General features: G+C 66.5%; 20 protein-coding genes and 1 pseudogene. 18 read left to right on the top strand and 3 right to left on the bottom strand.

Going from position 1 to position 20,196, the window contains the following annotated elements; translation table 11 throughout:
* The first annotated feature begins 383 nt into the window (after positions 1 to 383).
* The 3 genes from dapA to WG924_RS04110 all read left to right on the top strand — a co-directional run bounded on the left by dapA (position 384) and on the right by WG924_RS04110 (position 2,516).
* The gene (gene dapA / locus WG924_RS04120) at positions 384 to 1,283 is read left to right on the top strand and encodes a 4-hydroxy-tetrahydrodipicolinate synthase (protein ID WP_345931715.1); all 900 of its coding nucleotides are present in this window, start codon (positions 384 to 386) and stop codon (positions 1,281 to 1,283) included.
* Positions 1,284 to 1,345: 62 nt separating this feature from the next.
* On the top strand, positions 1,346 to 1,822 hold the full coding sequence (gene smpB, locus WG924_RS04115) for an SsrA-binding protein SmpB (protein WP_188578140.1): 477 nt from the start codon (positions 1,346 to 1,348) through the stop codon (positions 1,820 to 1,822).
* 4 nt (positions 1,823 to 1,826) lie between these two features.
* Positions 1,827 to 2,516 (top strand): sulfite oxidase-like oxidoreductase, encoded by a 690-nt coding sequence (locus tag WG924_RS04110; protein WP_345931714.1) that lies wholly within the window; start codon positions 1,827 to 1,829, stop codon positions 2,514 to 2,516.
* A gap of 4 nt (positions 2,517 to 2,520) precedes the next feature.
* Here WG924_RS04110 and WG924_RS04105 read toward each other — a convergent pair whose 3' ends face one another.
* On the bottom strand, positions 2,521 to 3,306 hold the full coding sequence (locus tag WG924_RS04105) for a uracil-DNA glycosylase (protein ID WP_372045117.1): 786 nt from the start codon (positions 3,304 to 3,306) through the stop codon (positions 2,521 to 2,523).
* A 380-nt stretch (positions 3,307 to 3,686) separates the two neighbouring features.
* A pseudogene (locus tag WG924_RS04100) lies at positions 3,687 to 4,352 on the bottom strand (LabA-like NYN domain-containing protein); the annotation flags it as partial.
* Between the two features lie 140 nt (positions 4,353 to 4,492).
* Between WG924_RS04100 and folK the strand changes: the two are divergent.
* The 12 genes from folK to WG924_RS04040 all read left to right on the top strand — a co-directional run bounded on the left by folK (position 4,493) and on the right by WG924_RS04040 (position 14,837).
* On the top strand, positions 4,493 to 5,122 hold the full coding sequence (gene folK / locus WG924_RS04095; RefSeq protein WP_345936821.1) for a 2-amino-4-hydroxy-6-hydroxymethyldihydropteridine diphosphokinase: 630 nt from the start codon (positions 4,493 to 4,495) through the stop codon (positions 5,120 to 5,122).
* A gap of 198 nt (positions 5,123 to 5,320) precedes the next feature.
* Complete coding sequence (gene rpoZ / locus WG924_RS04090) at positions 5,321 to 5,725, top strand: DNA-directed RNA polymerase subunit omega (protein ID WP_188578146.1); 405 nt, start codon at positions 5,321 to 5,323, stop codon at positions 5,723 to 5,725.
* Between the two features lie 169 nt (positions 5,726 to 5,894).
* On the top strand, positions 5,895 to 8,054 hold the full coding sequence (locus tag WG924_RS04085) for a RelA/SpoT family protein (RefSeq protein ID WP_345931712.1): 2,160 nt from the start codon (positions 5,895 to 5,897) through the stop codon (positions 8,052 to 8,054).
* A 96-nt stretch (positions 8,055 to 8,150) separates the two neighbouring features.
* Positions 8,151 to 8,753, top strand: coding sequence for an orotate phosphoribosyltransferase (pyrE, locus tag WG924_RS04080; protein WP_345931711.1), 603 nt, complete (start codon positions 8,151 to 8,153; stop codon positions 8,751 to 8,753).
* Positions 8,754 to 8,848: 95 nt separating this feature from the next.
* A complete protein-coding gene (locus WG924_RS04075; protein WP_345931710.1) occupies positions 8,849 to 9,658 on the top strand; it encodes a pyridoxine 5'-phosphate synthase in 810 nt (269 codons plus the stop codon).
* 10 nt (positions 9,659 to 9,668) lie between these two features.
* Positions 9,669 to 10,094: a holo-ACP synthase gene (gene acpS, locus WG924_RS04070; RefSeq protein ID WP_345931754.1), complete on the top strand. Its 426-nt coding sequence runs from the start codon at positions 9,669 to 9,671 to the stop codon at positions 10,092 to 10,094.
* On the top strand, positions 10,091 to 10,873 hold the full coding sequence (gene lepB, locus WG924_RS04065) for a signal peptidase I (RefSeq protein WP_345931709.1): 783 nt from the start codon (positions 10,091 to 10,093) through the stop codon (positions 10,871 to 10,873). The genes acpS and lepB overlap by 4 nt, the downstream gene beginning before the upstream one ends.
* A gap of 27 nt (positions 10,874 to 10,900) precedes the next feature.
* The gene (rnc, locus tag WG924_RS04060; RefSeq protein ID WP_372045118.1) at positions 10,901 to 11,638 is read left to right on the top strand and encodes a ribonuclease III; all 738 of its coding nucleotides are present in this window, start codon (positions 10,901 to 10,903) and stop codon (positions 11,636 to 11,638) included.
* Positions 11,635 to 12,750, top strand: coding sequence for a GTPase Era (gene era, locus WG924_RS04055; RefSeq protein ID WP_372045119.1), 1,116 nt, complete (start codon positions 11,635 to 11,637; stop codon positions 12,748 to 12,750). The genes rnc and era overlap by 4 nt, the downstream gene beginning before the upstream one ends.
* A 322-nt stretch (positions 12,751 to 13,072) precedes the next feature.
* Positions 13,073 to 13,696 (top strand): MotA/TolQ/ExbB proton channel family protein, encoded by a 624-nt coding sequence (locus tag WG924_RS04050; RefSeq protein ID WP_345931708.1) that lies wholly within the window; start codon positions 13,073 to 13,075, stop codon positions 13,694 to 13,696.
* Complete coding sequence (locus tag WG924_RS04045; protein ID WP_345931707.1) at positions 13,686 to 14,300, top strand: DUF2135 domain-containing protein; 615 nt, start codon at positions 13,686 to 13,688, stop codon at positions 14,298 to 14,300. Before WG924_RS04050 ends, WG924_RS04045 begins: the two co-directional genes overlap by 11 nt.
* A gap of 9 nt (positions 14,301 to 14,309) precedes the next feature.
* Positions 14,310 to 14,837: a hypothetical protein gene (locus tag WG924_RS04040; RefSeq protein WP_345931706.1), complete on the top strand. Its 528-nt coding sequence runs from the start codon at positions 14,310 to 14,312 to the stop codon at positions 14,835 to 14,837.
* On the opposite strand, the gene WG924_RS04035 is transcribed toward WG924_RS04040, so the two are convergent.
* On the bottom strand, positions 14,816 to 15,883 hold the full coding sequence (locus tag WG924_RS04035; RefSeq protein ID WP_345931705.1) for an NAD-dependent epimerase/dehydratase family protein: 1,068 nt from the start codon (positions 15,881 to 15,883) through the stop codon (positions 14,816 to 14,818). The two genes, WG924_RS04040 and WG924_RS04035, sit on opposite strands and share 22 nt — an antisense overlap.
* A 125-nt stretch (positions 15,884 to 16,008) precedes the next feature.
* Between WG924_RS04035 and WG924_RS04030 the strand changes: the two genes are divergently transcribed.
* From WG924_RS04030 to parC, 3 genes are read left to right on the top strand one after another with little or no spacing between them, the layout of a single operon-like run.
* Positions 16,009 to 16,953, top strand: coding sequence for a LysR family transcriptional regulator (locus tag WG924_RS04030; protein WP_345931704.1), 945 nt, complete (start codon positions 16,009 to 16,011; stop codon positions 16,951 to 16,953).
* Positions 16,950 to 17,789 carry a DNA repair protein RecO gene (gene recO, locus WG924_RS04025; protein ID WP_345931703.1) on the top strand — a complete coding sequence of 280 codons (840 nt, stop codon included), beginning with the start codon at positions 16,950 to 16,952 and terminating at the stop codon, positions 17,787 to 17,789. The genes WG924_RS04030 and recO overlap by 4 nt, the downstream gene beginning before the upstream one ends.
* Positions 17,790 to 17,817: 28 nt before the next feature.
* Positions 17,818 to 20,136 (top strand): DNA topoisomerase IV subunit A, encoded by a 2,319-nt coding sequence (gene parC / locus WG924_RS04020; protein WP_345931702.1) that lies wholly within the window; start codon positions 17,818 to 17,820, stop codon positions 20,134 to 20,136.
* The last annotated feature ends 60 nt before the right edge of the window (positions 20,137 to 20,196 follow it).

The raw sequence follows: 20,196 nt of genomic DNA, 5'->3' as shown, positions 1-20,196 counted from the left end.
ACGCGGATCCTCGATCACAGAAAAATGGTCGAGCAGCGCGCCAAGACGCGACGTCTCTCCACGGGCCGGGCCAGTCAGCGGCATAGCAGTCCTCCAAATCAGGGTGATTCAGAGAATCACGGCACGAGCAAGCCGTAAACCGCGTTAACCCGAGTTCGGGGCCCTGGATCGGCGCCGCACCCGACTTGTCGAGGGCTGCGGGTGCGGCTATGGTGCGCGGACCTGTCCGCTGATCCGCCGGCAGGCTTCAGAATTGCCGGGCCGGCGGTGGCGCGGTGCGCAGGCACCGATATGCGCCGTGCCGCCAGCCGGCGCTATGGCCCATCCCGGCTTCAAGGCCCATCCCGGCTTCAGGCCGCCGACTTATTCGAGGACCGACCTCCATGACCGCCGAACGCTTCCACGGTTCGATCGTCGCCACGCTGACCCCGTTCAAGGACGGCAAGGTCGACGAGAAAGCCTATGCGGCGTTCGTCGACTGGCTGATCCGCGAAGGCAGCGACGGGCTGGTTCCCTGCGGCACCACGGGCGAGTCGCCGACGCTGACCCATGACGAGCATATGCGGGTGACCGAGATCTGCATCGAGGCGAATGCCGGCCGGGTGCCGGTGATCGCCGGTGCCGGGTCGAATTCGACCCATGAGGCGGTGCGTCTGGCCCGACATGCCGAAACCGCCGGCGCCGATGCCGTGCTGGTGGTGACGCCCTATTACAACAAGCCGACCCAGGCCGGGCTCTATGCCCACTTCAAGGCGGTGGCCGAGGCTGTCAGCCTGCCGGTGTTCATCTACAACATCCCCGGCCGGTCGGTGATCGACATGACCGTGGACACCATGGCGCGGCTGGCGGAACTGCCCAATATCGCCGGGGTCAAGGATGCGACCGCCGATCTGGTGCGGCCGCTGGCGGTGCGCCAGACCATCGGCACCGGGTTCATCCAGTTGTCGGGCGAGGACGCCACCGCCGTCGCCTTCCTGGCCAATGGCGGCCATGGCTGCATTTCGGTGACCGCCAACATCGCACCGCGGCTGTGCGCCGAGATGCAGGCGGCCTGGCGGGCTGGCGACGCCGCGGGCGCATTGGCCATCCATGAGCGGCTGATGCCGCTGCATCGGGCGCTGTTCATCGAGACCAGCCCGTCGCCGGTGAAGTACGTGGCCGAAAAGCTGGGGCTGTGCGGTGCCGAACTGCGTCTGCCGCTGGTGCCCGTGACCCCCGGCACCGAACTGGTGCTGGATGCGGCGATCGCCCGCGCCGGGCTGGAACCGGCGCGGATCGGCTGAGGCATATATCCTGAGCGGTGCCGGGCATTTTTCCCGGCACCGCACGCGAACCGAGGAATGGAATGGCCCGCAAGAGCGGCTTGATCAGTCATGGCGACGTTGCCGTCAATCGCAAGGCACGCTTCGATTACTTCATCGAGGATACGGTGGAGGCCGGCCTGGTTCTGCACGGGACCGAGGTCAAAAGCCTGCGCGAAGGGCATTGCAACATCGCTGAAAGCTATGCTTCGGTCGAAAAGGACGAGGCCTGGCTGATCAACGCCAACATCAAGGAATATGGCGGCGGCAACCGCTTCAACCATGAGCCGCGCCGCAAGCGCAAGCTTCTGCTTCATCGCAAGGAAATCAACCGGCTGTTCGGCCTGATCAAACGCGAGGGGGTTACGATCATCCCCCTGGTGCTCTATTTCAACGACAAGGGCATGGCCAAGCTGAAGCTGGGTCTGGCCAAGGGCAAGAAGCTGCACGACAAGCGCGCGACCGAGCGCGACCGCGACTGGGAACGCCAGAAGGGTCGCCTGATGCGCGACAAGGGGTGATCGGATGTCGGACAAGGATGATGGCGCCACCACGCGGCCGGACGGGATCGTGGGCGAGGTCAAGCGCAAGCTGATCGACACCAAGCGCAAATGGGCGGAGCAGGGGCGCGGGCTGACCGGACAGACCGCGCGGCCCGAGGCCGAGCGTCTGCCCCCCGGCCAGCGGCTGGTGACCAACTTCCCGGTGCTCGACCTTGGCATTCAGCCGGCGGTTGCCACCAGTGACTGGGAGTTGACGATTGCCGGTGCGGTCGAGAACCCGCTGACCCTGCGCTGGGCCGATTTCCAGGCCTTGCCGCAAGTGCGGCTGACGTCGGACATCCACTGCGTCACGACCTGGTCGCGTTACGACAATGCGTGGGACGGTGTTTCGGCCTTCGCCCTGCTCGATCTGGTGCGGCCGAAGCCCGAGGTGCTGCATGTGCTGTTGCATTCCTATGACGGCTATACCACCAATATCGATCTGGCGGGCTTCGCCGACGATGACGTTCTGCTGGCGCATTCCTGGCAGGGTGAGCCGCTGACCCGCGAGCATGGCGGTCCGGTGCGGCTGGTCATCCCCAAGCGCTATTTCTGGAAAAGCGCCAAGTGGATCCGCCGCATCGAATTCTCGGCCGTGGATGCGCCCGGCTTCTGGGAGATGCGCGGCTATCACAACGAGGCTGATCCGTTTACGGAAGAACGCTATTCCTGACCAGTCAGCCGGGCGCGGTCAGCCGGGCGCGGCCAGCCGGGCGCGGCCAGCCGGGCGCGGCCAGCCGGGCGCGGATGGTGCCGACCACCTGATCGAACATCAGGGCGGTCAGCCGGCCGGTGTTCACGTTATAGCGCGAGCAGTGAAAGCTGTCCGCCACCAGCAGGGGCCGCGCCGGCGATGGCGCGGCCTTACTGTTGTTGATGGCCACCGCCACCGGTGTCACCGCGTGCAGGGCGCCATGGGCGAAGGGAAAGGCTGCCAGACGCAGGCCCAGGGTGCGGAGCACGGCATCATGCGCGATGCGGCCGAGCGCCAGCACCACCTGCAGCCGTGGCATCGCCGCCATTTCATCGACCAGGAACGGACGGCAGTTATTGGCCTCGGCGGGTGTCGGCTTGTTTTCGGGCGGCACGCAGCGCACGGCATTGGTGATCCGGCAATCCAGCGCCACCAGCCCGTCATCGGGCCGACGGTCGAACCGGCCGTCGATGAAGCCGTGGTCGATCAGTGTCGGATAGAGCAGATCGCCGGCGTAGTCGCCGGTGAAGGGCCGTCCGGTGCGGTTGGCGCCCCGCAGGCCCGGCGCCAGACCCACCACCAGCAACCGGGCCGACAACGGTCCGAAGGCCGGCACCGGTCCGTTGTGCCAGCCGGGCTCGGCAATCCGCCGCTCCGCCCGCCAGGCCGCGAGGCGCGGACAGCGCGGGCAATCGGGGTCGGGCTGGGTCGGCTGAAGGGTGGGGGGCAGTGCGGGCATCGGCGGCTGGACCATCGGCTTGGCAGCCATGGACCTGACATGCCGTGAGCTCGGCGTTCTGGCCGCGGCTCGGCATCCTGGCCATGGGCTCGGCATTTCAGGCGGCTGAACGGAAAACGCCATCCGTTGCGGGCCGCAAGGGCCGCGCGACGGATGGCGTGATCTGGCGGCACGGCCGAACCATAGCGGATCCCGGAGATATGCCCCGGGGTCTGCCACATCCGGCCGCCCGATCAGCTACGGCGACGGGGTGTGCGCGGCTTCACGGGTGCCGGCACTGGCGCAGGGGCCGGAGCCGGCGCAGGTGCGGGCTTGACTGGTGCGGCGGCCGGCTCGTCCTCGTCCTCGTCCTCGTAATCCTCGTCGTCGTCGTAATCGTCGTCGTCCTCGTAGTCGTCGTCGTCCTCGAACTCGTCATCATCCTCGATGATGTCGTCGTCCTCGGGTTCGGCGTCGGTGGTCGGCGCGGGCACGTCCTCCATCAGCTTGCGGCGACGCTCGCCACGCTGGCGGCCGGCCTCGGCCTCGGCGCGCGAACGCGCGATCACCGGTTCCAGATCCTTCAGATCCAGGAACACATCGGCCTGGCGACGCAGCTCATCGGCCACCATCGGCGGCTGGGTGCGGATGGTGCCGACCACCGTCACGCGCACGCCGCGGCGCTGCACCGCTTCCACGAGCCGGCGGAAATCGCCGTCGCCCGAGAAGATCACCAGATGATCGACATGATCGGCCATTTCCATGGCATCGACCGTCAGCTCGACATCCATGTCACCGCGCACGCGACGGCGACCGGTGGCGTCGGTAAATTCCTTCGCCGGTTTGGTCACCATCGTGTAGCCGTTATAGTCCAGCCAATCGACCAGCGGCCGGATCGGCGAATAATCCTGCTCGTCGAGCAGGGCGGTATAATAAAACGCGCGCACGACATAGGCGCGCGTCCTGAAGTAGTCCAGCAACCGCCGGTAATCTATGTCAAAGCTCAAACTACGGGCGGCACCGTAAAGGTTGGCACCGTCGATGAACAGCGCAACGCGCTCGCCTTCGTGGAAAATGCTGTCGATAGATCGTGCCATGAGTATATCTTTCGGTGGAATTCGCATGAGGGTCGGTCGTGACGCGACACATGACCGCCGGATCAATCACCACGTCTCGCGGCGGCTGCGCGTACTTAATCCGGCATCGGGGTAGATTACAAGACGGAACGCATCAAATCATGGCCCAAATCGGTAGACGTCAGACATTTATCGCCGTGGGGGCAAATCTCGCGGATGCGTATGGTAGAACACCCGCCGATGCCTGCAAAGCAGCGGTGGCGCGGATGGCTGCGCTGGGCTTGGAGATCGTTGGCGTGTCGCGGTGGTATGAGACGGCACCCGTGCCGGATCTGGGCGGTCCGTGGTATGTGAACGGGGTGGTGCATGTAACGACGGCGCTGGATCCGGTTCAGGTGCTGGACCTGCTGCATCGCATCGAAGCCGAATTCGGCCGGGTGCGCCGTCGGCGGTGGGAGGCGAGACCACTGGATCTTGATCTGTTGGACCAGGACGGCGTCGTGCGCGCCCCGGCCGTGGCACCCACGCCGATCGTGGTCGGCGCCGCCGTCGTCGATGACGGACGGGCGCCGGATCCGGAATTACCGCACCCACGGCTGGCCGCACGCGGTTTCGTGCTGTTGCCGCTGGCGGATGTGGCGCCCGACTGGCGCCATCCGGTCACTGGAGAGAGCGTGGCGTCGCTGATCGCGGCCTTGCCGCCCGGACAGATGGTCAGGCCGATAGGCGAGGTGGGTGCCGCGGGTGCGGGTGCCACGGCTGCATCCGCGCCGCACCGGGCGCAGGGCTGACCCCCGCTTGCGACATGGCCGGTGGCGGATGAGGACCGGATGACCCGTCTTTCGGCTGAATAATGCCCGACAGCGCTTTGACTTCGCGAGAGCGTTGTCATAGTGTTCCGCGCCCGACGCGGGAGTACGGCCTTGCAGCCGCACCGTCGTCGTCCTACCTTTTTTGAGCGACTCTAAAAGTCATCGGAGCAAGCGACCATGGCCCGCGTCACCGTTGAAGACTGCGTCCGTCTCGTCCCCAACCGGTTCGATCTGGTGCTGATGGCCGCCCAGCGCGCCCGCGAGATCTCGTCCGGGGCGGCACTGACCATCGACCGCGACAACGACAAGAATCCCGTCGTCGCCCTGCGCGAAATCGCCGACGAGACCCTCGACCTCGACACCATCTCGCGTCAGCTGGTCCAGACCCATCAGCGGGTTCCGGAAGTGGACGAGCCCGATGAGGATATGCTGGACGCCATCGGCGAGGTCGCCTCGATCGCGAGCCGTCAACTGGCGGAAAGCGAGCTTGCGGCGGGCAATTCACTGTCTCTGGCCGATGACGACGACGATGCCGCCTTCGCCGGCCCGCGCTTTGAAGACGCCGATCCCGACGACGTCTGATCGCTGCCGGCATCCAAGCCCATGCGCGGCCGGGCCGGCCGGCCGGCGCTTGCGGGTGATAATCATGGCCGGTCATGGCGGTTCCGCATGTGACATCGCCGGGCCGGTCCTGGATGGCCGGTTCCGGCGGCACGGCGGAACCGACGCTTGTTGTGGGTGATGCTGTTCGGTGATCCGTCAATACGAGCTTGTGGAGCGGGTCAAGGCCTATGACCCGGACCTGGACGAGGCGGCGCTGAACCGCGCCTACGTCTATGCGATGAAGATGCATGGCTCGCAGAAGCGCGCATCCGGCGACCCCTATTTCCTGCACCCGCTGGAAGTTGCCGGTATTCTGACCGAATTGCGGCTCGACAGCCGCTCGATCGTCACCGCCCTGTTGCACGACACCATCGAGGACACCCCGGCCACGCTGGAGGAGATCGACCAGATCTTCGGCAGCGAGGTGGCGCGGCTTGTGGATGGCGTCACCAAGCTGTCGAAGATCGAACTCCAGTCGGAGCAGGCGAAGCAGGCGGAGAATTTCCGTAAACTGCTGCTGGCGATGTCGGACGACATTCGGGTGCTGCTGGTCAAGCTGGCCGACCGGCTGCACAACATGCGCACCCTGCATTACATCGCCAAGCCCGAGAAGCGGCGGCGGATCGCCCTTGAGACGCTGGAGATCTATGCGCCGCTGGCCGAGCGCATCGGTATGCAGTCGATCAAGGACGAGCTGGACGATCTGGCGTTCAAGGAGCTGTATCCCGACGCCCGCGACTCGATCCTGAAGCGGCTCGCCTATCTGCGCGAGAACGGCTCGGATCTGGTGGCGCGGATCGTCGACGAGTTGAAGCGGGTGGTGACGGCGACCGGAACCACCGCCGAGATCTATGGCCGCGAGAAGCGGCCGTATTCGATCTGGCGCAAGATGCAGCGCAAGAATGTCAGCTTCGAGCAGTTGTCGGACATCATGGCCTTCCGGGTCGCGGTCGACAGCATTCGCGATTGTTATGCGGTGCTGGGATCGGTGCACGGCTCGTACCGGATGGTGCCGGGGCGGTTCAAGGACTTCATCAGCAATCCCAAGCCCAATGGCTATCGATCGCTGCACACCACGGTGATCGGCCCGGAACGACAGCGGATCGAGGTACAGATCCGCACCCGTGAAATGCATGAGGTGGCGGAATACGGCGTCGCCGCGCACTGGCTGTACAAGCAGGAAAGCGGTGGCCATGAGGGCCGACAGTATCGCTGGATCCGCGGCCTGCTGGAAATTCTCGATCAGGCATCGAACCCTGAGGAATTTCTTGAGCACACCAAGCTTGAGATGTTCCAGGACCAGGTCTTCTGCTTCTCGCCCAAGGGCGATCTGATCGCCCTGCCGCGCGGGGCCACGCCGATCGACTTCGCCTATGCCGTCCATTCCGAGATCGGTGACACCTGCGTCGGTGCCAAGATCAACGGCCGGATGATGCCGCTGCGCACCCAGTTGCAGAATGGCGACCAGATCGAGATCATCACCTCGAAGGCGCAGACGCCGTCGCCGGCCTGGGAGCGCTTCGTCGTCACCGGCAAGGCGCGGTCGCGCATCCGCCGCTTCATCCGCCTGCGCGAGCGGGAACAGTATGTCAGCCTGGGCCGGGCGATCCTGCAGAAGAGCTTCCGGCAGGAACAACGGCCGCTGACCGAAAAGGGCCTCGACCGGGCGCTGCGCGTGTTCACCCACCGCACGCTCGACGATCTGTATGCGGCGGTCGGCAAGGGCGACATCACCGCGCGCCAGGTGATCGATACCGTGTTCCCCGAGGCACGGCCCCAGAAGGAAGACAGCATCGACGGTGCCAAGGTGGTGCCGCTGAAGCGGATGCGCAGCGCCAAATCGGGCGCCAACGGCTATGCGATCCCGATCCGGGGCCTGATCCCCGGCATGGCGGTGCATTATGCCGGCTGCTGCCATCCGATTCCGGGCGACCGGATCGTCGGCATCGTCGCCACCGGCAAGGGGGTGACCATCCACACCATCGATTGCGAGACGCTGGAACAATTCGTCGACGAGCCGGAACGCTGGTTGGATCTGGCCTGGGACACCGGGTCGGACAAGGACCAGGGCCATACCGCGCGGTTGAATGTGATGGTCTCGAACGAGCCCGGCGGACTTGCGGCCTTGACGACCATGATCGCCAAGCATTATGGCAACATCATCAATCTGAAGATCACCAACCGCACCTCGGAATTTTTCGAGATGATCGTCGATGTCGAGGTGCATGACGTGAAACATCTGACGCATATCATTGCCGCGCTGCGCGCCGACCCCGTGATCAACTCGGTCGACCGGGCACGGGGCTGACACCGCCCTGCCGACGATCCCGTGTGCCGGCCCGACCGGGCTCGCCGGCCTTGCCCGCCTTGCCGGCCCCTTGTATTTATGGAGACCCCGTCACCGATGGACACTGATGACGTCCTGGACGTGTTCCGCGCCTGCGGCGCCCTGCTGGATGGGCATTTCATCCTGTCATCCGGCCGGCGCAGCCCGCGTTATCTTCAGTGCGCGCGGGTGATGATGCATCCGGTCCAGGGCGAACGGCTGTGCCGGGCGCTGGCGGCGCGCATCAACGCGAAGCTCGCAGGTGGCGGCATCGCAGGTGGCGGTATCGATTGCGTGGTCTCGCCTGCCATGGGCGGCGTGGTGGTGGGCTATGAAGTGGCGCGCCAGCTTGGCGTGCCGGCGATGTTCACCGAACGGGTGGACGGAGCCTTCACCTTGCGTCGTGGCTTCGCGATCGAGCCCGGCTGGCGGGTGCTGATGGCCGAGGATGTGGTGACCACCGGCAAATCCAGCCGGGAATGCATCCGGGCGATCGAGGCCGCCGGCGGCACGGTGGTGGCGGCATCGGCGCTGGTCGACCGTTCGAACGGTACGGTCGATCTGGGGGTGCCGCTGGTGGCACTGACCGGGCTCGACGTGCCAAGTTATGATCCGGCGGAGCTTCCGCCCGAGCTGGCAGCACTGCCCGCCGTGAAGCCCGGCAGCCGCGGCCTTGCCTGATCCTGGCCGAGGCGCTGCGATGCATCCGCAGGCATCGCTGCGCCTCGGCCGGCCGCAAGGACAAGAGACGGCCCGATGACTGAAAGGCCCGGTATTTGACTGAGAACCGACCGCTTGCGAGCCGCCCCGCCGCCGCGCCACTGCAGAGCCATGGTGGGCGATGGGGCGATGCCCCGATCCGTCTGGGGCTGCGCCTCAACCATGCGGCTGTGCTCAGGCAGGCGGGCGATGGCCTGCGTCCCGACATGGCCCGGCTGGCCGAGGCCACCATGCGGGCGGGGGCCGACAGCGTGGTGCTGAGGGTCGATGATCAGGGCGGGCTGATCACCGCCGACGATCTACGCCGCATCCGCGACCGGGTCCGTGCGCCGCTGACCCTGGAATTGCGGCCCGACCCGGCCCGGCTGGACTGGTTGCTGACGCTGGAACCGGCGGCGGTGACCCTGCTGCCGCCGGCTGGTGGCGATGTTGCGGCCGACCCTGACAGGCTGGCGCGAATGGTGGACGGCCTTGGTACCTCCGGTATCGCCGTGGTGATGCTGGTCGGTCCGGAGCCGGACCAGATCGAGGCGGTCCGTGCCGCGGGTGTGCGGTCGGTGGAAATCGACACCACCCGTTATGGTGAGGCGGACCCGCAGCATCGCGGACCTCTGTTCCAGCAGTTGCGCCAGGCGGCGATCCAGGCGCGCGGCCTGGGGCTGGGCATCCAGGCCGGGCACGGGCTGGATTTCGCGACCCTGGCACCGGTGGCCGCCCTGCCGCATCTGCAGGGCATCACCTGCGGCCGGTTCCTGATCGCCGAGGCGTTGTTCATCGGCATCGAGGATGCCGTGCGCCACACCCGGCGGCTGATCGACGCCGCGCGCCGGCAGGCGCGGCGCCATGCCGCCCAGACCGGCGGGTGAGGCCATGGCGCTGATCATCGGGACAGGCATGGACGTGGTCGATATCCGCCGGATCGAGAAGACTCTGGCGCGATTCGGCGACCGCTTCGTGCGCCGCTGCTTTACCGAGATCGAGCGCGAACGGTCGGACCGGCGGATGCGACGTGCCGAAAGCTATGCCAAGCGCTATGCTGCCAAGGAAGCCGGCGCCAAGGCGCTGGGCACCGGGCTGGCCCGCGGGGTCGCCTGGCGCGAGCTGGGCGTGGTGAACATGCCCGGCGGCCGTCCGACCCTGGTGTTGACCGGCGGTGCCGTGCGGCGCCTTGCCGAACTGGTCCCCCGGGGCCATCTGCCGAAGATCGATTTGACGCTGACCGACGAATATCCATATGCTCAGGCGCTCGTGATCATCAGCGCCGTGCCGGATATCTCGGCGCAAGACGGGAGTGAACTGTGACCCGCGACACGAGCCGGACAGATGGCGATCATCCGCCAAAGACCGCGGAGCGCTCCGGCGGCTTCGGCGAAATGGTGAAGACGGTCGTCATCGCCGTTTTCTTCGCCCTGGTGATCCGGTCCTTCGCCTTTGAACCGTTCAATATCCCGTCCGGGTCGATGAAACCGACCCTGCTGGTGGGTGATTATCTGTTCGTGTCGAAATACAGCTATGGCTATAGCCGCTATTCCTTCCCGGGCAGCCTGCCGTTGTTCGAGGGGCGGATTCTGGCGAGCCCTGTGGAGCGGGGCGATGTTGCCGTGTTCCGCCTGCCCACCGATCCGTCGATCGATTACATCAAGCGCATCGTCGGCCTGCCCGGCGACCGGTTGCAGGTGATCGATGGCGTGCTTCAGCTGAACGGCACGCCGGTCGAGCGCAAGCGGATCGAGGATTTCGTCGAGCGCGGCCCTGGCGGCGCCGAGATCCGGATTCCGCGCTATCAGGAAACCCTGCCCGGCGGCCCGACCTATGACACGCTGGATCAGACGCCCTATGGCGCGCTGGACAACACCCCGGTCTATACGGTTCCGGCCGGGCATTACTTCGCGATGGGCGACAATCGCGACAATTCGCAGGACAGCCGCGTGCTGTCGGCGGTGGGTTTCGTGCCCGAGCAGAACCTGATCGGGCGCGCCGAAGTGCTGTTCTTCTCGATCGACGACAGCGCATCCTGGTGGCAGATCTGGAAATGGCCGGCGTCGATCCGCTGGTCGCGCCTGCTGGACGGAGTGTCGTAGGATGGCTGCACAGCATCCTGCGCGCGCATGATCATGATGGATGACCGGAAGCTTGCCGCCACGCTCGCGGATTGTGCGCACGTGATCGGCCATGATTTCAAGGATCCGATGCTGCTGGAAGCGGCATTGACCCATCCGAGCGTCGATGGCGGTGGTCGCGATCGCGGCGGCCGGTTGCGGCTGAATTACGAACGGCTGGAATTCCTGGGCGACCGCGTGCTTGGGCTGGCGGTCGCCGACCAGTTGTACCAGCGCTTCCCGGGTGAGAGCGAAGGCGCGCTGGCCCGCCGGTTCGCGGCACTTGTGCGGCGGGAATCGCTGGCGCGCATTGCCGAGATGCTGGGCTTGGGCCAGTTTCTGCGCCTGTCGCGCGGCGAGGATGACAGCGGCGGCCGGCGCAACCCGGCCAATCTGGCCGATGCCTGTGAAGCGGTGATCGCCGCCCTGTACCTGGATGGTGGCTTCGAGACCGCCCGCGCTTTCGTGGAGCGGTACTGGGCGCCGTTGATGGAAGAGGATTTGCGGCCGCCGAAGGATCCGAAGACGGCGCTTCAGGAATGGGCCCAGGCCCGTGGCCTTGAAGCACCGAGCTATACTGTGATCGGGCGCGAAGGCCCCGATCACGCCCCGAGTTTCCGGGTGCGCGCCGAGGTGGCGCGCCTCGGCGCGGAAGAGGCGACAGGCGCGTCCAAACGGATCGCCGAGCAGGCCGCCGCCCTCAGCCTATTGACGCGCGCCGAGGCGCGCGGCGGAGACGACCAATGACCACCCGTAAGCCCGACCCCGCCAATCCGGACGACGATATCCGCGACGAGACCCTGGCCGATGACGCCGATCTGCCGGAAGGCGACAGCCTGCCGGATGACGACGGCGGGCCGGATCGCGATGACGATCTGGACGATGCCGGTCTGGAGGATGATGGGCCGGAAGATGACGGCCTGTCGATGATGCCCGATGTTGAGGCGGCGCCAAGCGTGCCGCTGGATCGGCAGACCACCGGTTTCTTCGCGGTGATCGGTGCGCCCAATGCCGGCAAGTCGACGCTGGTGAACCGGCTGGTCGGATCGAAGGTGTCGATCGTCAGCCCGAAGGTGCAGACCACGCGCAGCCGGATCATCGGCATCGCCATGCACGGAAACGCACAGCTTGTGTTCATCGACACCCCCGGCATCTTCAAGCCCAAGCGGCGGCTGGACAAGGCGATGGTCCAGGCGGCGTGGAGCGGTGCCGGCGACGCCGACGGCGTGGTGATGATGATCGACGCCAAACGCGGCATCAACGACGAGGTGCGGCTGATCGTCGACGGGTTGAAGGCCGAGGGCCGGCGGGCCTGGGCGGTGCTGAACAAGGTCGATCTGGTTGCGCGCAGCGCGTTGTTGCCGATGGCGGCCGAAGTCGATGCCCTTGGCGTCTTCGACCGGATCTTCATGATTTCGGCCGAGAACGGGTCGGGCGTCACGGATCTGGCCGATGCGCTGGCCGCCATTGCCCGCCCTGGCCGCTGGATGTATCCGGAAGACCAGACCAGCGATGTGCAGGTCCGGTTCCTGGCATCGGAAATCGTTCGCGAGAAGCTGTTCCTCAGCCTGCACGAGGAACTGCCCTATGCGTTGACGGTGGAGACCGAGGCCTGGACCGAGAAACCGGATGGCAGCGCCCGGATCGATCAGGTGGTCTATGTACAGCGCGAAAGCCATCGCAAGATCGTGCTCGGCGCCGGCGGCCGCACCATCAAGCATGTGGGCAGTTCCGCCCGCGCCGAGCTTGAACAGGTGCTGGAGCGCCGCATTCACCTGTTCCTGTTCGTGAAGGTACGCGAGGCCTGGGCCGACGATCCGGAACGGTATCGCGAGATGAACCTCGACTTCCCACGCTGAGCGACAGCCGTCCTGTAACCGGGCTCGATGCTGCAGCATTCAATAACGCCTTGATGAACCCCGGTGCCTCGACCACCTCCTGAAAGAGAGGGTGGTTGTCGCTCAAGGGGTTGCGCGCGGCCGGGACGTTCGTTCCGGCCGCGTGGGGTCCGCCCGTCATCCGGGCCGACCATGTGACCGCCGCTCTCCACGTCGCCGCCGGATCGTGCCTCTTTGCGGGCCGCCACCGGGCGGGTGTGCGTCAGCCAAGGTGCCGTGTCACCTGACGGGCCCGCTCCAGTGAGCGGCCGCCGGCAGGCCGGGCACATGGGGGGTGGTTTGCATGCATCATCGTTACCTTCTGATTTATCGCTTCCTGCTGGTCAACCTGATGGCCGCGGCCTGCATGGTTCTGGCCTGGGTTCATGGCTGGATCGACCGGGTGATCGCCTCCGACAGCAGCCGGATCACGGTGCTGATCTTTGCGGTGTTTCTGGTCGGTCTGTCGCTCTGCGCCTGGCGCATTGTGCAGATCAGCGCCGGCCTTAATGACCTGAAACGCCCGCGACCGCCGGCCGACGGCCGGGTCGGGCAGTATCTCGCGACCTTGAACGGTGTGCCCGAAACCCGGCGCCCGGTGGTGGCCGAGGGCCTGAAGGCCAAGCTCTACGCCCGTACATCCAATGTCCGCTACATCGCCGACAGTTTAGTGCTTCTGGGCCTGATCGGCACGGTGGTCGGGTTCATCATCGCCCTGTCGGGGGTCGATCAGGACCGGGTCGCGGATGTCACCGCGATCGCGCCCATGGTCGCCCAGCTTCTGGACGGCATGGCCGTGGCCTTGTGGACCACGCTGGTCGGCAGCGTTCTGCACATCTGGCTTCGGCTGAACTATCAGATCCTTGCGGGCGGCACCGTCACCCTGGTCGCGGATCTTGTCGCGCGGGGTGAGGGTCATGCTGTTTGACGATCCGCTGAAGCCCGACAGCGATGACGGCGCCGGCACGGTGTTCCGCGATGTGATCACCCTGGCGCTGCTGGGGTTCATCGCCGTGGTCATTCTGATGCTGCCGCATCTGAACCCGCCCCGGAAGCTGGATGCCGCCGAGATAAACGCGCCGGGCAATGTCATTGTCGAGGCGCTGTGGGGCGCCGATCTGGACACCGATGTCGATCTGTGGGTGAAGGCGCCCGGCGATGTTCCGGTCGGCTATTCCAACAAGGGCGGGGTGATCTTCAACCTGCTGCGCGACGATCTGGGCCGTTATGGCGATGCCACCGACAGCAATCACGAGGTGTCGTACAGCCGGGGAATTCCGCCCGGCGAGTATATCGTCAACGTCCACCTGTTCCGCAATCAGGCGCGGCAGTTGCCGGTGATGGTGAAGGTGGTTGCCAGCGTGAAGAGCGACCAGTCGGCCTCCGCCCGGCAGATTCTGGCGACTGAAGTGGCGCTGACCCGCGAGGGCGAGGAATTGACCGCGCTGCGCTTCCGCCTGGACGACAAGGCGCGGCTGGTGCCCGACAGCGTCCACAGTCTGTACCAGCGCCTGCGCAGCAGTCGCGGTTGAGGAGGTCGGATGAACGATCTGGTCTATGTCTTCGCGGCCGTTGCCGGTCTTGCAGCCCTGCTTGCCACGCTGGCGATCTGGGCACCGCGCCGCACGGCGGTCCGGATGACGGCTGTGGTTCTGACGGCGCTGCTGCTGCCGGCAAGCTATCTGGGCTTCACCACCCTGTTGTCGCAACCCAAGCCGATCACCATGGAATGGCTGGAAAGCGGTGCCGGTGAGGCGACAGTGCTGGGTGCGGTGATCCGCGAGGATGAGGGCATCTATGTCTGGATCCAACCCGAGGGCGGATCGACCCCGCGCTATTACGTGCTGCCCTGGGATCTGAAACAGGCCCAGCAATTGCAGAGCGCCATGCGCGATGCCGACAAGAACCAGAACGGCCTGAAGATGCGCAGCCCCTATGAGCCGACCTGGGACCGGCGCGAGCCGCGCTTCTATGCCGCCCCGCAACCGGCGCCACCGCCCAAGGACGGGCCGGGGACGGGCGATGATGACGGTCCGATGATCTATCGTCATCCCGGCTGGGATGTCTGATCCCGTGCTGCCGGCAGACAGCCCAGACCGCGCAGCGTGGCGGTGACCGCGATGTCGAGCGGGGTGTGAGGCTCCGGCCCGATCAGGCTGACCAGCCGGCTGTTGTCCATCCGGACAGGCTGTTGCCACAGATAGCGCATCTCGCGCAATTCGCGGATCAGCGGCGCAAACGGGGCCGCGACCGCCAGCAGCCGCCAGGGGAGGCGATAGACCGGCAGGCGATGGGCCGGCGCGCGCCGTGTGCCGCCTGTGGCGGCGGCGTCGCCGGATCGTGCCACGGCACGCCGGATCGCCCCGATCATCGCGGTGCCGTCTGCATCCCAATGGCCGGCGGTATGCACGGTGGTGAAGGGGGCGAGGCGGTCATCCAGCGCCACGAGCCGCACCATGGCATCGGCGACATCGGGCAGATAGGCCCATTGATGACCGATGCCCCGGCGGCCCGGATAGATGATCCGGCGCACGGGGCGGCCGGGCGAGACCATGCCCTGCGAGAACCAGTTGTTGCCGGGCGCCGGCCCGAAGAAGTCGCCGGCCCGCACGATCAGGCTGCGGACACCGGCATCGGCGGCACGTTCCAGACGGCGTTCCAGGGCGACGCGGATCGCGCCCTTGGCCGTCCGAGGCTGCTGTGGCGAGGCTTCGGTCAGAACCGGACGCATATCGGGACCGTGATCATAGGCATCGGGACCATAATTGTAGACCGTGCCGGGCAACAGGATGCGGGCGCCGCTGTCATGGGCGGCGGCGATCGTGTTGTCGATCATCGGCAGCACCAGCCGCCCCCAGTCGCGATATCCCGGCGGGTTGACCGCATGGACGATCAGATCGGCGCCCTGGGCCGCCGCTCGCGCGTCGGCGCTTGCCATGGCATCGCCCTTGATCCAGGTGATGGCATCCGGGCCGTCGCCATCGGCCGCGGCCCGGACGGTCGCGCGGCGGTGCAGCGCGCGTACCCGCCATCCAGCCCCGACCAGCCTGCGGGCCACCTCGCCACCGATGCCGCCGGTGGCGCCCAGCACCAGGGCGGTTTGTCGTCGTACCATCTGTCATCTCCTCTCGTGGCCGGGCCGCGGCGCGGTCGCCGCGGCCTGATCTGAGGGCGATAGCATCGATCATGCGCGCCTCTCCCGAAATTGCCGAAAGATGGCGGTCTGCTATACTGAAATGTATGAATGGACCCGACCCGAGCTGGGATCTCTATCGGACGTTTCTCGCCGTGCTGCGGGAAGGGTCGCTGTCGGCTGCCGCGCGCGCGCTGGGGCTGACCCAGCCGACCATCGGTCGCCATGTCGATGCGCTGGAACAGGCGGTCGGGGTGCAGTTGTTCACCCGCTCGCTGCATGGGCTGCAACCGACGGAAGCGGCGCTGGATCTGAAACCCTATGCCGAGACTCTGGCCGCGACCACGGCGGCGCTGCTGCGGGCGGCATCGGGGCCCGGCGACCGGGTGGCGGGTGTCGTGCGGGTGACGGCAAGCGAGGTCGTGGGTGTGGAGGTATTACCACCGGTGGTGGCGGCACTTCAGGCACGCCATCCCGATCTGGTGATCGAGCTTGAATTGTCGAACGCGCTGGAAGACCTGCTGCGTCGCGATGCCGATATCGCGGTCAGGATGGTGGTGCCAACGCAGGATGCGCTGGTGGTGCGGCGGCTGGGGGTGATCGCCCTGGGCCTGCATGCGCATCGGCATTATCTGGACCGGCACGGCATACCTGCGCGGATCGAGGATCTGGCCGGGCATCGGGTGATCGGCTTCGACCGGGAGACCCCTGCCATCAGGCGCATGCGGATGGGTGCGGGCTCTGCCGCCGGGGCGCTCGACCGCTCGCGCTTCGCACTGCGCAGCGACAGCGATCTGGCGCAACTGGCCGCGATCCGGGCCGGCTGCGGCATCGGCATCTGTCAGGTGCCGCTGGCGGCGCGGGATCCGTGGCTGGTGCGGGTGCTCGACGATGCGGTCGATCTGCCGCTTGAGACCTTTTTGGCCATGCACGAGACCCTGCGCGACAACCGGCGTTGCCGTGTGGTGTTCGACGCTCTGGCCCAGGGGCTGATGCGCCATATCGCCGGCCGGGCGCCGGTCGCTGTATCGGAAAAAGGGCCGGCGGCATGATCGACTGGACCGAGGAGGGCATCGTGCTGGCGGCGCGGCGGCATGGCGAGGCGGATGTTCTGCTCTCGGCTCTGACCGCCGGGCATGGCCGGCATATGGGGCTGGTGCGGGGCGGCGCCGGGCGGCGGCTGCGGGGCGCGCTGGAGCCGGGCAACCGGTTGCGGCTCACGTGGAAAAGCCGTCTCGATGCCCAGCTTGGCGCCTTTACCATTGAACCGGTCGATGAAGTCGTGGGCCGGCTGATCGACGATGCCGATCGTCTGACCGCACTTGGCGCCATGGCGGCCGTGCTCGACCGGGTGCTGCCCGACCGCCAGATTGTGCCCGGCCTGCTCGAACGTACACAGGCGCTGATTCTGGCGCTGGAGCATGCGCCGGTCACTGTCTGGGCCGCCTTGTTCGTGATGCATGAACGTGATCTTCTGGCCGAGATGGGCTTCGGGCTGGACCTCGCGCGCTGTGCGGTGACAGGGGGCACGGATGATCTGGCCCATGTGTCGCCGCGGACTGGCCGCGCGGTGTCGCGGGGGGCCGGGCGACCCTATGTCGACCGGCTGTTGCCGTTGCCATCCTTCCTGAACGACATGACTTTTCTGCAGGATTCTGGCCCCGCCATCGACCGGCGATCGATGGCGGGCAGCCCTGCAGGGCCACCGCTTGCCGAGATCGTTGACGGCATGCGGCTGACGCTTTACTTCCTCGACCGACATGGATTTGCCGGCGCTGGCCGACCTCCGCCGCCGTTGCGGGTCACCCTGGCCGAGCGCCTGGCGCGGCGTGCGGCCGGCGCCCGTCCATCTCCGGCCGACGCCGGCAACACACCCACCACCCGATGAAGGCCCGCACCGTGACCAGGGAGATCCGATGAGCGACCAGACGGAAGGCCCGCTGAATGGCGGGCTGATCGAAAGCGTGCCCCTGGCCGACGCGCTGGGTGAGCGTTATCTGGCATATGCCCTGTCGACGATCACCTCCCGCTCGCTGCCCGATGTCCGTGACGGATTGAAACCGGTGCAGCGGCGCCTGCTCTATGCCATGCGGCAGTTGAAGCTGGATCCGGCGCAGGGATTCAAGAAATGCGCCCGCGTCGTGGGTGACGTGATCGGCAAATACCATCCGCATGGCGACAGCTCGGTCTATGACACCATGGTCAGGCTGGCCCAGGATTTCGCTCTGCGGTATCCGCTGGTCGATGGCCAGGGCAATTTCGGCAACATCGACGGCGATAACGCGGCGGCGATGCGATATACCGAGGCCCGGCTGACCGAGGTGGCCATGCTGCTGCTTCAGGATCTTGACCGGGACACGGTGGGCTTCCGGGCCAATTACGACGGCACCGACGAGGAGCCGGTGGTGCTGCCGGCGGGCTTTCCCAACCTGCTGGCCAATGGCGCCACCGGCATCGCGGTGGGTATGGCGACCAGCATTCCGCCGCATAATGCGGCCGAACTGGGCGAGGCGGCACGGCTGCTGCTGCGCCATCGCAAGACCGATGCCGCGTTTCCCGAGGGCACCATCGTGCGGCCCGAGGACCGGTATCGCGACTGCAGCCATGAAAGCCTGCTGCACTACGTCCAGGGACCGGATTTCCCGACCGGCGGCGAGTTGATCGAGCCGAAGGCGGCGATTGCCGAGGCCTATGCGACCGGCCGGGGCGGGTTCAGGGTGCGGGCGCGCTGGAACCGCGAAGACCTGCCCCATGGCCGCTATCAGATCGTGATCACCGAGATCCCGTTCCAGGTCCAGAAGGGGCGGTTGATCGAGCGGGTGGCCGAGCTGCTGGCGGCCAAGAAGCTGGCCCTGCTGGCCGATGTCCGCGACGAGAGCGCCGAGGATCTGCGGATCGTGCTGGAGCCGCGCTCTCGCGATGTCGACCCCAGGATGCTGATGGAAAGCCTGTTCCGGCAGAGCGATTTCGAAACCCGCTTCAGCCTGAACATGAATGTGCTGGATGGCGAGGGTGTCCCGCAGGTGATGAGCCTGCGCGGCGTGCTCGCGGCCTATATCGAGCATCGGGTCGAGGTATTGCGCCGGCGCACCCGCCATCGGCTGGGCGAGATCAGCCGCCGGTTGGAAGTGCTGCAGGGCCAGTTGATCGCCTATCTGAACCTGGACGAGGTGATCCACATCATCCGCACCGCCGATGACCCGAAAGTGGGGCTGATACGGCGGTTCGAGCTGACCGAGGTTCAGGCCGACGCCATCCTGAACATGCGGCTGCGGGCCCTGCACAAGCTTCAGCAGATCGAGATCGAGCGCGAGAGCAAACAGCTTGCGGCCGAGCAGAAGAAGCTGAAGACGCTGCTGGCCGATGAAGGCCGTCAGCGCGATGCTCTGGACGTTGAATTCGCCGACCTGATCAAGCGCTTCGGCCCCGATACAACGCTGGGCCGCCGCCGCACCACACCGGGCGAGGCACCGGCGACCGACGTCGTGGCGATCGAGGCTCTGGTCGAGCGCGAGCCGATCACGGTCGTGCTGTCGACCATGGGCTGGATCAGGGCGATGAAGGGTCATATCGGCCCCGAACAGGAGCTGCGCTTCAAGGAAGGCGATGCCGAGGCGCTGCGCATCGAGGGCCATACCACCGATAAGATCCTGGTCTTCGCCGATGACGGCCGGGTGTTCACGCTGTTGGGCGACAAACTTCCGCCGGGCCGGGGCTTCGGCGAGCCGCTGCGGCTGATGGTGGAACTGGCGGCCGATGCCCATATCGTCACCCTGGCGATGGCCTCGGCGCAGAGCGACCTGTTGCTGGTGGCCTCGGACGGGCGTGGCTTCCGGGTGAAGCCGGATGATGTGGTGGCGCACACCCGGACCGGGCGTCAGGTTCTGGTGCCGGGCGAGGGCCACAAGCTGAAGCTGGTGAAGCCGATCGATCCGTCCTCGACCCATCTGGCGATCGTCGGCGAGAACCGCAAGCTCGCGATCTATCCGCTCGATCAGGTGCCGCAGATGACGCGCGGCAAGGGCGTCCGTCTGCAAAGCTATCGCCAGGGCGGCCCCAGCGATGCCAGAGGGCTGAAACTCGATACCGCGCAGGACGGCTTGAGCTGGCAGCGCGGCAGCCAGACCCGCAAAGTGCTGCTGCCCGAACTGGAGCGCTGGATCACCAAGGCACGCGGCGGCCCCGGTGCTCTGGCGCCGACCGGCTTCCCACGCGACAACCGCTTCACCGACTGACCGGCCGGAAGCATGGACGTCTGTAGCCTATCGATGGCAAAGGCCCGGCGGATATGGATC

Origin of the sequence: Tistrella arctica, from assembly GCF_039630945.1 — a bacterium.
In the GTDB taxonomy this organism is placed as follows: Bacteria; Pseudomonadota; Alphaproteobacteria; order Tistrellales; family Tistrellaceae; genus Tistrella; species Tistrella bauzanensis.
Note: the sequence above shows the minus strand (reverse complement) of the source record. Positions and strands in the feature narration are given on the sequence as shown.